The following is a 15,368-nucleotide window of genomic DNA, read 5'->3' as shown; positions in this document are numbered from 1 at the left end:
CGCGAGAAAAGGGCCGCACACAGCTCCTAACGGCATTTGTCATCGAGGTGACAGGAGCTGTGTGTGGTCCCTTCAAGAGCTCCGGGGCAAACCCTCAAACAGCAATGCACATCGTACCACGCAAGGGGGAATAGACCAATGAAACACCTTACAACACTTTTGGCGAGCGTCGCTGTTATCGCGGCTGTATCAGCGCCCACTTCCGCAAAAGCCAAGGATGATCTTGAGCTGGTCACATGCGAGGAAAGCATCGGAACGATCGCCATCGTTGAAGGCGACACCCAAGGTTGGGCAGAGTTTGACCTGGGATCACCGCGCGAGCTGATCAATGCGCTTGCTATCGATTCAGGTTGTTTCACGCCGCATTCGGCAGCAAGCGGCCAGCCAGCAGACTTTCTGATGAATGTGATCGCTGGCAGCAGCGAGGAAGTCGATCAATCCATCGAAATCGCGAAAACGGCAGCGGTTGAAGGGCTGGTGCGCTCAGGCGCGGCAGGACAAGTTTTGGGACGGGTGCCGGGTGCAGGCGCCGTCATGGGCATGTTCAACATGTTCGGAGGCAAGAAAAAGCGCGTGGCAGCCGGCATTAAACTGCTTTCGCCTGCCACCGGGCAAACGATTGTGACCGGCTCTGGCACTGTTAAACGCAGTTCTTTGAGTTTTCGCGGAGCCTCTGTGTGGAGCGCGCGCGCCGAGCAGGTTGGATATCGCGATAGCCGCAAGGGCAAACAATTGGTTGAAGCCTTTGTAATCGCTTTTAATCAGGTCGTTGATCAAGAAGGCGTGATTGCCTCTATCCCGCGCGTCGCAGCGCCTGCGGCCGCGGCAAGCAATGTGGCAACTGTCACTGCCGCGACCTCCATGATGGCGATGCCGATGAGCGATGCTGAGGCTGTGCGCGGGCTTGAGCCTGGCACAACTCTAAACCCGACCGGCAAGCGCGAAGGGCTTTTCATCGAGGTTGAAGACAATTTTGGAACGAAGGGCTGGGTGAGCGTCGAGGCGCTCAATTAAGGCCCGCCAAAAAGGCGACCCGAGGGGTGGGTGGTGTGAGGCTGTTACAGGCTTTCACGCTGCCCACCTAAAGACTGGCTACCTAATAATCGGCCACCCACCGCTTGCAGCAGGACCCAAGCAATGGCAGTTTCAATTCCAGCTACCGGCCTGATGGGGGCCGAGGTTATCCGGAATGGGGGCCGGGATGAAATAATGGCGAAAGCACCGCTCAAAATTCTTTATGTTGAAGATGATGCGCGCACGGCTGCGGCGGTTAGCGAAGTGGCATCGCAAAGCGGCGATACGTTGATCTGGGAAGAAAGCGGAAGCGCGGCTCTTTTGCGTGCAGGGATGGAAGGCTTTGATGTCATTATCCTTGACCGGATGCTGGGCGATATTGATGGCCTCACCATAACGCGCCGCCTGCGCGAAAGCGGGATAGGGACGCCCATTTTGATGCTGAGCGCCCTTGGCCGAAGCGCGGACAGGGCAGAAGGTCTGGATGCGGGCGCAGATGACTACATGGCAAAGCCTTATGAGCCCGATGAGCTTATGGCGCGCCTGCGGGCGCTTCACCGCCGCAATGCAGGACAAGAGCATCAGGCGGTCATCATTTACGGTGCGTTTGAATGCCACCTAAAAGCGCGCACCGCATTTCGTGATAATCAACATCTGCCCTTAAGCCCCAAAGAGTTCGACCTGTTCCGTTATTTCATGGAGAACGCAGGCGAAACGGTAACTCGCGAGATGCTTCTTCGCGATGTTTGGAACATTGATTTTGACCCGCAAACCAATGTGGTGGACGTCAACATTGGCCGTCTGCGGCGCAAGCTTGAAGAAGGTTTTGAGGCACCTGCTCTTGAGACGATCTGGGGCTCTGGATATCGTATCTTAGAGGGCAAATGATCATCGAGGCCCGCCGATCAATATTCTCGCGCCTCGTGCTGGCTGCGATTGGTCTCTCCTTGGCTCTGGTTTTTGCGCTGTGGTTTGTGACCCATCAAACGGTTCTCTCAACCTTGAACGAGGGCGCGGCCAAACAGGTGGATGTGGACATCGCTGGGCTTGTCGACATTTATGCGACCAGCGGCGTTGATGAATTGCGGCAACGTATTTCCGATAGGATTGCGCTCACCCCATCGGAAGGCAGCACTCCGCATTACCTTTTGGCCGATGATCGGGGCGAACGCCTTGCCGGGGATATTGCTGCTTGGCCTGCATTAGACCCCATGGTCTCCGAAACGGGCGATATTGCCATTGGTGAAAGCTCTCATGGCTTTGCAAGAGCGGTGCAATTGGGACCGGACCTTCGCTTGCTTGTCGCAAGGCGCATGGATGCCAATGATGCAGTGCTCAAGAACGTTGCCATTGCCTTTGCTGTGGGAGGGAGCTTGTTTGTGCTCTTGGTTGCTTTGCTTGGCAGGGTGGCAGCGCTTGGCCTCCAACGCCGTATTGGCCGTATCAACCTTGCCTTTCGTGATCCGGCAAAAGAAAGCGAGCTGGTTCAACGCACGAGCGGCGATGAGATTGACGAGCTTGCCGGACACAGCGCAGCAGCCCTTGCGCGTCAGCGCGGCTTGATGGAGGCTTACAAGGAAACCTCAGAACAGCTTGCCCATGAAATGCGCACGCCATTATCGCATCTCGATAACCGGTTGCTGAAAGCGCTTGAAGCTAAGCCTGAAGCGCGTGTGGGAGAGCGTTTGGTAGAGGCGCGAGCAGAGATCAAGCGGCTGGTGCAAACGCTTGAATCGCTCCTCGACATTGCCTCAAGCAAGAGCCGCCGGGGGGACAAAGCGGGGCTTCAAGCTTTCGATATGAGCGCGATGGTGAGCGGGCTTTGTGAGCTGTATTCGGGCAGCGCGGAGGAAACAGGACACCGGCTGAGCTGGCAGATTGAGCCATCGGTGATGGTCGATGGCGAGGAACGCCAATTGAGCCGGCTTGTGACCAATCTTCTTGACAATGCGCTTAAATATGTGCCGCCAGGCGGTGCGATTGAAGTGCACTTGTCTAGCGGGCCAGAGCTTATCATCGCTGATAATGGCCCCGGCATTTCTCCTGCCGATAGGGCCCGGGTTTTCGACCGGTTTTATCGTGGGCGGGGTAACAACGCGGATGTGCATGGCAGCGGGCTGGGTCTGGCGCTTGCCAAAGCGATTGCAGAACGACACGGATTGCACCTCACTCTCGAAGACAGCCAGGCCGGATCACGGTTCCGGTTGGGGAGATAGACGATGGCAAACGAGCACAGCTTCGATGGGTCGCATTCTTACAAGGTTTTGGCCGACACTCTCGCTAGTCTTGCATTCATGAGGGGGCGACGATCAACGGTTCTGGCGCTGCTTGCAGGAGCAATTCTGGCAGGCGGCGCGTGTGCACCGATTGCAGGGGGCGCACCAATTTCGGGGGCGCACCAATTTCGGGGGGCGCACCAATTTCGGGGAGGTGCTGCTGCAACTGGACAAACGCCAGTCGCAGCGGCACCCAATGCGCCGGTTCCAAAATACAGAGCAGGGCGGATTGCCTTGGATCTAGCAAGCGCGGAAGCCGCTTATGACGCGCGTGAAAACGATCGGCTTGGGCAATTGGTGAGCGCGCTTTACGCCAGCGGAATCTCGCCATTGAACGAGGATCAAACTGACACTGTTGGCATGTGGGCTGCTGCAACGGGCAATGAGGCGCAGCCGTTTCGCGGACGCCTTTTGGGACCTGCGTATGTGCGCGGAGAGCTTGCTCCGGGCGAGCGCTGGATCAGCGCGCAAACGTTCAAATCGGGCGAACCAAGCACGCTGGCACTTACACACAAGGGCGCAGGGCCTGTCAGCATCAGCGTGAGTGATCAACGTGCGCGCAGCGTATGCGATACCGAAGGGTCCAGCCCCCCATCATGCCGCTTCACACCGCTCTACACTCAGCGTTATTCAATCGAATTGGTCAATGAGGGGCCCAAACGTGCCGTCTATTTTCTCGTCTTTGACTAAGGCGCTTGCCGCCTTCTTCGTTGCCGCCCTCGGCACGGTTGCAGCAAGCCCGCTATCAGCACAGGACGCGGATCGTGCATCGGCCCAATATTTCGACATTTACGGCGATGCGAACCGGATCTTGCCCGCAGCGCAATCCGCCTACGATGCGATGGGCAATGAGGTGTCACAAGAAAAACGGGCACAGCTTACATCGGACCTTATTATAGGCCTGATTGGTAAGGCCAAATATAAGGAAGCCTATGAGCTGTATCTAGCAAGCGACGCACACGATCTGCACCCTGATGCGCGCATGGGAGCGGTGGGACACGGGCTTGTGGCTTTCACCGCAGACGAAGCGCTCCAAGTGCAGTATATCGCTGAACTCAGGGCCATGGTTGAAAGCGAAAGCTGCACCCCATGCTATGCGCGAACCTTTGCCGCGCACCATTTGGCACGGCACTTTTTTGTCAAAGAAGACGATCTTGCAAAGTCGATCAGCTGGCACAAAAAAGCCCTCGATATCGCGCTTGAGGATTTGGCGCCCAATGATCCAGCAAGGGTGAACTTCGCCTATCAATACGCTGCATATTTGCGCAATCAGGACCTTGAGGCGAGCGCTGAGGCGGTTCGTTACACTGAGCAGCTCGCGTTTGAAGTGCTCCCGCGCGATGATCACCTTGGGTGGTTTTATGTATTCCTCGCCAACGCCCTTATCGCACTGGATAGCGGACGTATCACTGAAGCGGCTGACCTGTTTGGTCGTATTGCCGACATCGGCGTGAAGGAGTGGGGTCCAGACAGCCCGCAGCTTCTCTCGATTTATCAAAACACAGCCGTTCTTTTGTCGCGGCTAGGGCGTAATGGGCAAGCGGTTGAGGTCGCATTGAGTGCTGAGGGGAACTCTGGCTACTCGGACGATAAAGAGCGCGCTTATCAGGACGCTTTGGTTGCCGCATTGCTGTTTCGCGATGCCCGTTCTGAGGAGGCCGTGCGCTATTTTGAAAAAGCGATTGCGCTTTATCAAAGTGCCAATGCGCAAGGGCGCGATGTGGCGCGCGCGCAGTCTGACCTTGCCGATATCCTGAGCATTCAGGGCAATCATACCGAGGCGCTGGCTCTTAATGATACAGCGATGGCGACTTATGCCGCGCTTGAACCCACCAACCCCGAGAGGCGAGAGCGTGAGGGGATATCGGCGGTGATGTATGCAAGGGCTGGCGATGGGCCAAAGGCAAGCGCGATCATGGCACCTGTGCTGGCGTTTAATGAAGATGCATTGCTCGATCTTTATGCCCGCGAACAGGACCGCCGCGCGATAGCTTCTGATGGCACCGAGCTGTTTCGTGATGCGATGTTTGTATCGCTTGTGAATGGCGAAAACGAAAGGGCATGGCGCAGCGCGCAGCTTGCTGTGATTAGCGATCTTGCGGTCAGCGCTGCTGCTCTGTCGTATCCCGGTGATGCAGAAGGTTTCAACAAGGCGCTTAATCAGGTGCGGCTTGCCCGCGCTGAAGAGAAAGAAGCGCGAGCCCTGTTTGCAGATGGGCAGGGAACATCGGCTGCATTGGCTAAGGCCGTTGACGAGCTGGAATCTGCCAAAGCGGCACTGGCCGCTGCATATCCTGACTTTGCCGAATATCTAAGGCCCAAGCCACTCACGATTGCGTCGACGCAAGGCCTTTTGGCCGATGGCGAGGCTTACATCGTACCCATGGTGTATTCGGACCGCGTCGTCACCATTGCGATCACGTCTGAGGGTTTTCATTGGGGGCAGTCACAAACCTCTTTGTTCGAAGCGCGCGATTTGATCACAAAGTTGCGCGCTTCCCTTGATGCAAGCCTTGGTGGGCAAGATGCCTTTGACGCGCAGGCGGCTCATACGCTGTACAACTATATCCTCCCTTCAGAGGTGAAGAGCGCTATTGGGAATGCGGACAAGCTCATCTTTCCGGCCGGCGGCCCGTTGGCGGTTATTCCGCCATCGGTGCTTGTGACCGCACATGAAGACACTGCGCGCCCGCGCTTCTTGATAGAGAGCCATGCGATCGCCATTACGCCGGGCCTTGGCGCAAGACAGCGTGAGCAAGCAAGCGCGCCTCAACGTTTTGCAGGAATTGGTGCGCCAAGCCTTGCCGCGCCCCCTTCCAATAGAGCAGCGCTTCGCGGCGCGGTTGTCGATATCCAAAGCATCAAAGCGCTCCCGTCCTTGCCCGGCGCAAGCGAGGAGCTTGCCGCTCTTAAGGCCGCTTTTGCCGATGAAGGCACGCTGGTTCTTGCCGGAAATGATGCAACGGAAAAAGCTGTACGCAGCGCGCCTTTGGCAGACTTTCAAGTGCTCGCTTTTGCAACGCACGGATTGGTCAGCGGACAGATCGAGGGATTGGGGGAGCCTGCCTTGGTGCTTACCCCCGATCAAACGGCTCAAAGCGCAGACAATGATGGCCTTTTGACTGCAAGCGAGATCGGGCGTTTGAAATTGGCAGCCGATTGGGTGGTTCTGTCCGCCTGCAATACAGCCGCCGGGGAAGGGCGTGCATCGCCAACGTATTCCGGGCTGGCGCGTGCGTTTCAGCTTGCAGGCGCGCGTTCGCTGCTGCTTTCGCATTGGCCGGTGCGCGATGATGTGGCGACCCGGCTAAGCGTTGCAACACTCAAGGCGTCCAGCACAGGTGTCGAACGCAGTGAAGCTTTGCGCCGGGCACAATTGGCGCTTATCGCTGATGCGAGTTTGGAAGGTGCCGCTTCCCCTGCGGTATGGGCACCTTTTGTGATTATCGAGTGATCTTCGATCAGGTCTTGATCTTGCCAAACAGCACACCGGCCACTTTGCGCATTTGAATTTCCTCAGAGCCCTCGGTGATCCGATAGCGGCGGTGGTGGCGATAGATGTGCTCAAACGGTTTGTGCCGTGAATATCCAATGCCGCCGTGCACTTGCATTGCCCGATCTGCGGCATCGCATACCAATCTGTTTGCCCAATAATTGCACATAGAGACCTTATGAGAGAGCCGCTTTGCGACCTCAGGTTTGGTCATCTGGTCCATTTCCCAAGCGGTTTTGAAGATCAAAAGCCGCAGCATTTCACATTGAGTGGAGAGCTCGACGATGGGAAATTGAATGGCTTGGTTGAGCCACAACGGCTTACCAAAGGGCTTGCGTTCTTGCGCATATGAAATCGCCTCGGCGACACAATATTCCGCCGCGCCAAGCGAGCTTGCAGCCTGTCGGATACGATTTTCATGGACGAAATGTTGAGCGGCCGCGAGGCCCCAATCAAGGTCGCCCAAGATCATATCATCAGGCACAAACACATCGGTGAATGTGCATTTAGGGTGGTCTGTTGGCATGTTGAAGGTCCAAAGATATTCGCCAACCTCAAACCCTTGCGACTGGGTGTCGACCACAAAACAGCCCAAACCTTTCGCATCGCCTGCCTCGCCGGAATGACGCGCAAATGTCATCACATGGGTCGCAGTGTGCAGCCCTGTGGTCCACATTTTCTCGCCATTGATCAGCCATCCTTCCACGCCGTCTTTGGTGTGCCGCACTGCGGTGGTGTTCATATGCGTTGCATCAGACCCATGCGCTTCTTCGGTCAGGCCAAAGGCCCAGCGCATTGAGCCTTGCAGCATCCCTTCCATAAAGCGCTCTTTTTGCAAGGGAGTGCCAAAGTCGCGCATCATCAGGGGTTGAACGAGATTACCGACAATCGAGTGCTCATTTTGAAGGTCGTTGTGAAGGCCAAGGCCCTTCTTTGCGAAGTGATGCCGGATGACCGCCATGCCCAGATTGGTGCCGTCCTGACCGCCAAATTCTTTTGGAAGCTGGTATCGATAGTGCCCTGCCTTATCGGCGAGGTCTTTGGCTTGTCTGAGCAGCTCCTCCCACTCTTCGCGCGGCAGACCGTTATTGTCCCAATCCGTGCGCGCATGTTCGCGGCGGTGGTCGAAAAAGCGGATATTGTCGTCCTGTTCCTCAAGCGGTTTGATCTCGCTTTCGATGAAGTGGTCGAGAACCTTTAGGTAATCGAGTATTTCTTGTGGCACCTCAAACATGATTGCAGCTCTCTTCCCTGTCTCTTTTGTGCGATCCATGGATGCACGTTTAGCAAAGGGATGCAACGGGTCATCAGTGCGCGGGCCCCAGTCGGCTGGCGAATGTTTGGTGATATAGCGGGTATCATGCCTTCAGGCATGGCACGCAAGACTTCGGTGCGAAGTGCACAGCACAAGCCACCAATCGGGTGCCACAGCTTGGGCTTTGCCCCATAGCGCATTGGTGGTTTGTTCAGCCTAAAGTGCTATGATCCGTGTGAAGCCAATTGATTGAGCCGGGATTAGAATTTGGACGCTATTTACGAGCTAAAACGGCAAATGCTGTTTCTCGAACGGGCGCATGCGTCGGCCCGTATGGGACACTTTGTGCTCGATCCAAAGCGCCGCACGATCGAATTTTCATCCTGGGTCCGGGATAATATCGGCCTAAATGATATGCCGATCCCTATCGACCGCTTGCCCGAAATCGTGCCTGAGGCAGAGCGTGAGCGTCTTGTGGAAACGGTCGAGGACGTCATCAATGCGCAAGCCGATTTCGGTTTCGAGATCAGCGTCGTGACCGCCAAAGGCGTGGTACGCACCCAAAGGGTGAGCGGCATTCCAGCCTTTGACAACCAATCCACCCGGCAAGGCTTGATCGGTTTCTATGGCATACTTCAAGAGATCACGAGCGAGAAAGAGGCACAGCGAAGTCTCGTCGAGGCACGCGACAAGGCCCAAGCCGAATTGGAAGCGCGCACCAACATTCTCGCCGCTGTATCGCACGAAATCCGAACGCCTTTGGGAGGGGTTCTTGGCATTCTTGATCAGCTTAAGAGGGAACGCTCGGCAAGCGAACGAGAGCGCGCGCTTCAGCTGATGGAGGATTCGTGTCAGGCATTGCTCGACACACTTGATGCGATTTTGCAGCAAGCGAGACTGTCTCAGGATGCCGGGGTTAGAGAGGCCGAGCGGTTTCGCCCGAGCGCCGTCGCCCAGCGCGTCGCAGAGCTTTTCAGGCCTCTTGCACGCCGCAAAGCTATCCGGATTGAAGTTGACGCGGTTTGCGATGCTCAAGCCATGGGAGATCCGGGGCGCATCCAGCAGGTGCTGGCAAACTTTGTCAGCAACGCAGTCAAATTTACGCAATCGGGTGTGGTGACAATCGATATCGAGCCTCCCCTTGCCGGTGAAAAGGATTGGACATTCATCGTGTCAGACACCGGTTCGGGAATGGATCAAAACCGCATCGACACAATCTTTGACGCGTTCGACACAAGCGGAAGGGACTCGCTTGGACGCTCGGTGGGCGCAGGGCTTGGCCTTTCGATCACACGCGAACTTGTTGACGCGATGGGCGGGCGGATAGAGGTCGAAAGCGAAGTGGGCAGGGGAAGCACGTTTGCGATTTATCTTCCTCTTGCAGAGGCCGCAGAGACGCAGTCGCGAAACGTTGAGGAGGCAGCGCGAGGGTTCATTCACATAGCCATCGAGAAAGCCACCACCCAGATCCAAGCCGAAGCTTTGGCAAGCCAGGCCGGTTGGTCTGTGGTGAGCGCTCAGCACCTCGACGACAATGACCACGATGCTGCACCATTGGTCATCCTATATGACTCAGCGAACAAGTCTCGTGTGCCGGGGAACCTTGTAGACGCAGCCACCAAGGTTATTGAAATGAAAGATAGCGATGGCGAGCGTTCAATCACTGACGAGGAAGGCGACCACGGCACCCTTATCATTCCCGCAGGCAATGTCGTGCGGCTTTTGCCCGAAGTGCTAGAAAAGGTCGCCAATGAGCACGCTTGAAGATCTACCGCTTGATGAACAGGCTCGGATCCTCAAAATCCGGCTCGACCGGGCCGAACGCGCGCTTCTCGATGCTGAAACCGCGCTAGAAGGGAGAATGCGCGAGCTCGACACGGCCAATAAGGAATTGAGCCAACGAGAAAGCGAGCTCGTCGAAAAACTCGACATTGAAAGCCGAAAACTGCTGTCGGCTCAAACAACCGCGCAAATGGCAACGATCTATGGTGAGAAAGGGCAACCTTTCACCGCTTCGCAAGGCACAGGTGAGCTGCTTGGGCTTCCGAAGAGTGAGGAAGGGTCACTGGAGAAGCTGATTGAGGCGATCCATCCGCTCGACCGAGATCGGATATTGCGCGACGGGATTACCTTCTTCACTCATCTAAAGCCGGGCGTAGAGCACAGATTTGAACACCGCATTATCCGATTTGACACTGGCGCGACCAATTGGCTGAGCTGGGTTATCAGGCGCGACGCAGGGGATGATGAGACCCCCTCACGCGTTTATGGAACTGTGCGCGATATTACATTCAGCCGTGCCAATGAGCGTGCAGTGCGTGCTCTCCAACTTCGCGCTGAGCGCCGCGTGCGAGAACTGAATGCGCTGAGCGAACAATTGTCGGCAGAACAAGAACGCACTGCTAACGCATTGAAAGCTCGAACGGACTTCCTCTCCGAAATGGCGCACGCAATCCGCACACCGCTCAATTCACTCAATGGTGGGCTGGAGTTGTTGTCCGATGATGTGCCATCACAATCAAAGGACTTCGCGGTTGTCAGGCAAGCCGCCGATCAACTTGTCGAAATCGCTTCTAAACTGTTCGAGCAAAGCGACCAGAAAGTGGCATCGCCGGGCACGCTCGCTCCTGACCTTACGTTCGATAGCGATGCGCGGCCCCAAGCGGGCCCTGCTGCTCCCAAAGTTTTGCTTGCCGAGGACACTGAAAGCAATCGGTATGTGATTGAGCGCATGCTTCAATCCATCGGCTGTGAGGCGACCATCGTGACAAACGGTGTCGAGGCCATTGAGGCCGTACGCGCTGCTACGTTTGATGTGGTTCTGATGGATGTCATGATGCCGATTATGGATGGCGAGCAAGCAACGCAGGCCATCCGGGCAATGAGCGGTCCAGCTTCGCGAACCCCGGTAATCGGTGTAACCGCTCATAGCCTTCAGGCGGAGAGGGAGCGGCTGCTCTCAGCCGGCATGACAGCGTGTTTGTCAAAGCCAGTGCGCCGCGAGGAACTCGAGACCGCGATCCGCACTGCCATGATTGGCCGCGAAGCGGTTCAGCCGCTCAATGCGCGCTTTGACCACGAGTTGTTCCAGCGCGCCTTTTTTGATCTTCCCGAAGCTTACCGCGACCGAATGCGCGAGGCTGCGAAGAAAGACATCAGCGACTACGGCGAAGAGGTGCTTAAAGCCGCCAAGTCGGACGATACGCGCGAACTCTCGCGCGCCGCCCACAGTCTCAAAGGCGTGGCAATCAATGTGGGGGCCATCGGTATCGTCGAAGAGCTTAGCCGCTATCGCGAGACGCTTGCCCAAGATCCAACCTTCTCAAGTGCGGGCTTGCGCAAAGAGATCGCCTCGACACTTCTGGCCTTTGACGATCTCTACAACGCGCTTGTAAGCGAGGGTTAGTAAGCGCCTCGCCCGCCCAGAACTGCGCCCGGTGTGCACAGCAGAAGCTTGATATCGACCCACAGATTGGTGCGCTTGAGGTAAGCGCGGTCCATGATTGCCTGACGCTCAAACGGGATCTCTGCGCGCCCGCGAACCTGCCACGTGCAGGTAATGCCGGGTTTGCCCGCAAGGCGCTTCCAATGGGATCCTTGATAGGTGCTCACCTCGCTTGGCAGAGCGGGGCGAGGGCCGACCAATGACATACTACCGCCCAGCACATTGAATAGCTGCGGTAGTTCATCAATTGAGAAGCGGCGGATAAAGCGGCCCGTTCGGGTAATGCGCGGGTCATTGCGCATTTTAAAACACGTTCCATCGCGCTCCGACTTTGATAACAGTGCTTTGCGTCGGTCTTCTGCATCGGTGTACATCGAACGGAATTTGACCATGCTAAACGGCGTGCCGTCTACGCCTATACGTGTCTGGCGGAAAAGCACCGGCCCTTTGTCTTCCAAACGAATGGATAGGGCGGTCGCAATAAAAATTGGCAGAAGTGCAAGGATCGCCAGACCCGCGCCGATTATATCAAGCGTACGCTTGGCGGCTGCATTGACAAGGTGCAACGCGCCGCGTTTTTGCGCAGCATCGAAAGCGGCATGGGCCAGGAACTGTGCGTTTCCAGCGATATAGCGGCCTGCCATGCGGCGCGGCTCCATCGCAAGACGCCACATCCATTCACTCTTGCATGCGCGTACAAGTTTGGGCGCACGCGGGATGCGGCCTGAGTAATAGTCGAACAATCCGCCAACACCCATAACGACAGGTGAGGTAAGCTTATGTCGATTGCGCGCGATCCATTTCTCTTGGAGCGGAACGCCAAATCCAACCAGAACAATGCCGGCATGGGACCGGTTAATCCGCTCAATCAGCACGTCCTCATCGCGTTTGTCGAAATAGCCTGAATGGGTGCCCGCGATGCGAAGCTCTGGAAAATGGGTGGTCGCCCAATCTGCGGTTTTGTCAGCGACCCCGGGCAATCCGCCAAGAAGGAAGATACCTGTGCCTTCTTCTTCGGCATCGCGGCAAAGTTCAGGGAAGAGGTCTGTGCCATTGAGGTTTTCGCCGAGCCGATCTGCGTTCATCTTGGCAGCGATTTCCATTCCAACGCCGTCTGGCAGCAAGAGGTCGCTCGCTTGAAGTGCCGCGCGATAAGAGGCGTCTTCGCGCTGCTGATTGATGCAATGCGCGTTGACGAAGTTGATCGTCGAACGCTTACCTGCACCCACGAGAGCCAAGATATGATGCGCCATCGCGCTGCGGTTTGCTTGAATGAGTGAGAGGCCGAAAAGCTCGCTCGTGGGCCAAACGCGGCCGGCTTCCACGCGGTCAGATAATTCGGCGCCAGAGATAAGGCGAAAGTCGCTGGAGGGCGTATATTTCATCGGACAAGCTCCTTGGGTTGGTCTTGTCCCGTAATTGGCAATGCGCGTGCCAAACTCTCAAACTACTGATTTATAGATGTATTATTTCCCACCCTCTTGTCGGAGTCAGTCGAGGAAGTCCATTTTCGCATTTTGCATCGGAAAATATTCGCATTTCGCAAATGACTTCATCCGTTCTGCTAAATTAGAGCTGCCTTAACCCCAAGAACCCCAGAAATACGTCGTTCTTCGAATTGGCACGGAAATTGAATTTCTTTGCATGAACCCAATGCGAGGAACACATGACCACCGCAATTCGCACTCTTATGACGCCTGACCGCTGGCCTGCCTTTGCCCGCGGAATGCTGGCCTATGGTTCAGCTGAAGCCGTTACGCGGATTGTGCGGCTCGCGGCTATCCTTGTGGTTGCCCGGCAAATCTCACCCGCGATGCTTGGCACTGCGGCACTGGCGCTCAGCCTGTTTGAACTTGTGCGCGTTTTGACGAATGTTGGCATCGGCCAGCGGATTATTGCCGCAACTGAAGTTGAACTCGGCGCAATTTGTAACACCGCCTCGCGCCTGTTCTGGATCGTATGCCTCGGCGTTACAGCGGTTCAGCTTAGCGTAGCGGCCGTCGCTGCGCTCGCATTTGAGCTGACCGATGTAGGCGCAATGCTCGCGGTTTTGTCGGCAGTTTATCTCTTCATGCCAGCTGGCCTGGTGCAGATTTTCCTGGCCATGCGCGCTCAGCGTATGGGGGCGAGCGCGAGGGTTGCAGCTGCTCAAAACATAGCTGACTGCACCCTCACGGTTGCTTTGGCCGTCTTATGGCCGAGCCCTTGGGCGATAGTCCTGCCCAAACTGTTGACCGCGCCCATCTGGCTGGTCCTGGCACGCCGCACGCATAGCTGGTCGTATGACCGCCTTGTCGGGCAAGCGCCTATCAACGCCTTTTCTAAATTCGGCCCCGCCATTCTGGGTTCAGAGCTACTGACCGCTGTCCGCCTTCATTGCGACAAGCTGCTCGTCGGTGCGATGCTGGGGACCGAGGCTCTTGGCCTATATTACTTCGCCTTCAACGCTGGACTGGGCATTACGCAATCGCTGGTGACCGCCTGCAATCTGGTGCTGTTCCCTCACCTTGCAAAATTGCATGAGCACGAGCTCGAGCGTGAATTCAAGCGGGCCTTTGCAACCGGGCTTGCGGTCGTCTTACCACTTGTTGCTGCACAGGCGTTGCTGGCCCCGCTCTATGTTCCGATTGTTTTCGGAGACAAATGGATCGCGGCAACGCCCTATCTGTCACTGTTAGCCTGCGCTGCGATCCCTCTCTTCATTGCCGCCTTGCTCGGCGCCCGCTTCCGCGCGCTTGGTACACCCTATGCCGAGACAAGCCTGATGGCGATCACCACTTCGGTCGCCCTAGTTGGATTGGTCCTTGGTGCGCAAATCAGCCTTCTGGCCGCCTGCATCGGTTTCGCCGCAGCCCTCACCCTCGTCCTCGTCCCGGCAGCAGCGCTTCAATTTTTGTCGCCAAGCCCCTCGAAGTTCGTTCTCACCAAAGGAGACCAATAATGTCCTTCCCACAATTCTCTGTCGTCATCCCCGCCTACAACGCCGCAGCGACATTGCGTTCGACGGTTGCAAGCGTCTTTGGGCAAAGCGATCAGGATTTTGAGATCATCATCGTCGATGACGGCTCAACCGATGACACTCTTCATGTAATGCTTGACCTTGGCGTGATGGATTGGCGTGTTCGTGTTGTCTCTCAGCCCAATTCAGGTGTGTCAGCGACGCGAAACTATGGTGCATTGCTTGCCAAGGGCAAGTTCATCGCCTTCCTCGATGCTGATGATCAGTGGGATGCGTATAAGCTTGCCCGGCATCGGGCTATGCATGCAGCTGACCCGCTTCTGACTGCGAGTTTTGCCAAGGTCGAGTTTGCACCCGAGCGTGGCGGCAAGCTTGCACGCGGTCGGACCTTTTCTCGCGTGCCATCAGGCCATCTCGATGTCGCCGACGTGCTTGTCGAGAACCCCGTCTGCACGACCTCAAACCTGGTCATAGAGCGCGAGGCGTTCCTGAAGCTTGGCGGTTTCGACAAGACGATGCGCTATGCTGAAGACCAAGAGCTTCTTGCGCGCGTAATCGCAGATGGCGGCGCAATCCAAGGTCTCGACCAAAAGCTTGTGCGATATCGGATGAGCCAGGACGGTCTATCATGCGATTTCGAAGCGATGCTATCCCATTGGCGGCGGTTTGCTTCATGTTGGATTGATGGGTCTGAACTGGCTGAGGCCGAGGCGACATACTGCCGCTATCTCACCCGCCGCGCGCTTCGCGCTGGAGCCTCAATCCATGTGGCCCGTTCTTTCGCTCAACGCGGGCTCAAGGCGGACCGCGACAGCTTCATGGCAGGCGGCGCTCGAAGCATCCTTACCCTTAGCGGCGCGATTGCCGGCGGTGCCTTGCCCGCACCCTTACGCCGCGCCGTGTTTGCCTGATTTCTCTCCGAAACC

The 15,368-nt window shown here is 56.6% G+C and carries 11 protein-coding genes; 9 read left to right on the top strand and 2 right to left on the bottom strand.

Annotation, left to right across the window (positions count from 1 at the left end; translation table 11 throughout):
• The first annotated feature begins 138 nt into the window (after positions 1 to 138).
• The 5 genes from AC0V61_RS04340 to AC0V61_RS04320 all read left to right on the top strand — a co-directional run bounded on the left by AC0V61_RS04340 (position 139) and on the right by AC0V61_RS04320 (position 6,744).
• Positions 139 to 1,014, top strand: a complete 876-nt coding sequence (locus AC0V61_RS04340; protein ID WP_486156045.1) for an SH3 domain-containing protein — start codon at positions 139 to 141, stop codon at positions 1,012 to 1,014.
• Between the two features lie 195 nt (positions 1,015 to 1,209).
• Entirely contained in the window at positions 1,210 to 1,902 is a 693-nt protein-coding gene (locus tag AC0V61_RS04335) for a response regulator transcription factor (RefSeq protein WP_486156044.1), read from the top strand.
• Positions 1,899 to 3,230 carry a sensor histidine kinase gene (locus AC0V61_RS04330; RefSeq protein ID WP_486156043.1) on the top strand — a complete coding sequence of 444 codons (1,332 nt, stop codon included), beginning with the start codon at positions 1,899 to 1,901 and terminating at the stop codon, positions 3,228 to 3,230. The genes AC0V61_RS04335 and AC0V61_RS04330 overlap by 4 nt, the downstream gene beginning before the upstream one ends.
• 3 nt (positions 3,231 to 3,233) lie before the next feature.
• Positions 3,234 to 3,980: a hypothetical protein gene (locus AC0V61_RS04325; protein WP_486156042.1), complete on the top strand. Its 747-nt coding sequence runs from the start codon at positions 3,234 to 3,236 to the stop codon at positions 3,978 to 3,980.
• Positions 3,952 to 6,744: a CHAT domain-containing protein gene (locus AC0V61_RS04320; protein WP_486156041.1), complete on the top strand. Its 2,793-nt coding sequence runs from the start codon at positions 3,952 to 3,954 to the stop codon at positions 6,742 to 6,744. The genes AC0V61_RS04325 and AC0V61_RS04320 overlap by 29 nt, the downstream gene beginning before the upstream one ends.
• A 7-nt stretch (positions 6,745 to 6,751) precedes the next feature.
• Here AC0V61_RS04320 and AC0V61_RS04315 read toward each other — a convergent pair whose 3' ends face one another.
• Entirely contained in the window at positions 6,752 to 8,020 is a 1,269-nt protein-coding gene (locus AC0V61_RS04315) for an acyl-CoA dehydrogenase family protein (protein ID WP_486159447.1), read from the bottom strand.
• Between the two features lie 285 nt (positions 8,021 to 8,305).
• Between AC0V61_RS04315 and AC0V61_RS04310 the strand changes: the two genes are divergently transcribed.
• Positions 8,306 to 9,802, top strand: coding sequence for a sensor histidine kinase (locus AC0V61_RS04310; RefSeq protein WP_486156040.1), 1,497 nt, complete (start codon positions 8,306 to 8,308; stop codon positions 9,800 to 9,802).
• Positions 9,789 to 11,444, top strand: coding sequence for a hybrid sensor histidine kinase/response regulator (locus tag AC0V61_RS04305; protein WP_486156039.1), 1,656 nt, complete (start codon positions 9,789 to 9,791; stop codon positions 11,442 to 11,444). The genes AC0V61_RS04310 and AC0V61_RS04305 overlap by 14 nt, the downstream gene beginning before the upstream one ends.
• On the opposite strand, the gene AC0V61_RS04300 is transcribed toward AC0V61_RS04305, so the two are convergent.
• On the bottom strand, positions 11,441 to 12,868 hold the full coding sequence (locus AC0V61_RS04300) for a WecB/TagA/CpsF family glycosyltransferase (RefSeq protein WP_486156038.1): 1,428 nt from the start codon (positions 12,866 to 12,868) through the stop codon (positions 11,441 to 11,443). The two genes, AC0V61_RS04305 and AC0V61_RS04300, sit on opposite strands and share 4 nt — an antisense overlap.
• 281 nt (positions 12,869 to 13,149) lie before the next feature.
• Between AC0V61_RS04300 and AC0V61_RS04295 the strand changes: the two genes are divergently transcribed.
• On the top strand, positions 13,150 to 14,424 hold the full coding sequence (locus AC0V61_RS04295) for an oligosaccharide flippase family protein (protein WP_486156037.1): 1,275 nt from the start codon (positions 13,150 to 13,152) through the stop codon (positions 14,422 to 14,424).
• Complete coding sequence (locus tag AC0V61_RS04290) at positions 14,424 to 15,353, top strand: glycosyltransferase family 2 protein (RefSeq protein ID WP_486156036.1); 930 nt, start codon at positions 14,424 to 14,426, stop codon at positions 15,351 to 15,353. The genes AC0V61_RS04295 and AC0V61_RS04290 overlap by 1 nt, the downstream gene beginning before the upstream one ends.
• Positions 15,354 to 15,368: the final 15 nt, after the last annotated feature.

The sequence above is a fragment of the Erythrobacter sp. JB1-4 genome, assembly GCF_057365025.1.
This window is presented reverse-complemented; position numbering and strand designations above follow the sequence as displayed.

Bases quoted from the DNA above. Each gene is read 5' to 3' on its own strand.
- AC0V61_RS04340 (WP_486156045.1), top strand. From the start codon at position 139: ATGAAACACCTTACAACACTTTTGGCGAGCGTCGCTGTTATCGCGGCT.
- AC0V61_RS04335 (WP_486156044.1), top strand. From the start codon at position 1,210: ATGGCGAAAGCACCGCTCAAAATTCTTTATGTTGAAGATGATGCGCGC.
- AC0V61_RS04330 (WP_486156043.1), top strand. From the start codon at position 1,899: ATGATCATCGAGGCCCGCCGATCAATATTCTCGCGCCTCGTGCTGGCT.
- AC0V61_RS04325 (WP_486156042.1), top strand. From the start codon at position 3,234: ATGGCAAACGAGCACAGCTTCGATGGGTCGCATTCTTACAAGGTTTTG.
- AC0V61_RS04305 (WP_486156039.1), top strand. From the start codon at position 9,789: ATGAGCACGCTTGAAGATCTACCGCTTGATGAACAGGCTCGGATCCTC.
- AC0V61_RS04300 (WP_486156038.1), bottom strand. From the start codon at position 12,868: ATGAAATATACGCCCTCCAGCGACTTTCGCCTTATCTCTGGCGCCGAA.
- AC0V61_RS04295 (WP_486156037.1), top strand. From the start codon at position 13,150: ATGACCACCGCAATTCGCACTCTTATGACGCCTGACCGCTGGCCTGCC.
- AC0V61_RS04290 (WP_486156036.1), top strand. From the start codon at position 14,424: ATGTCCTTCCCACAATTCTCTGTCGTCATCCCCGCCTACAACGCCGCA.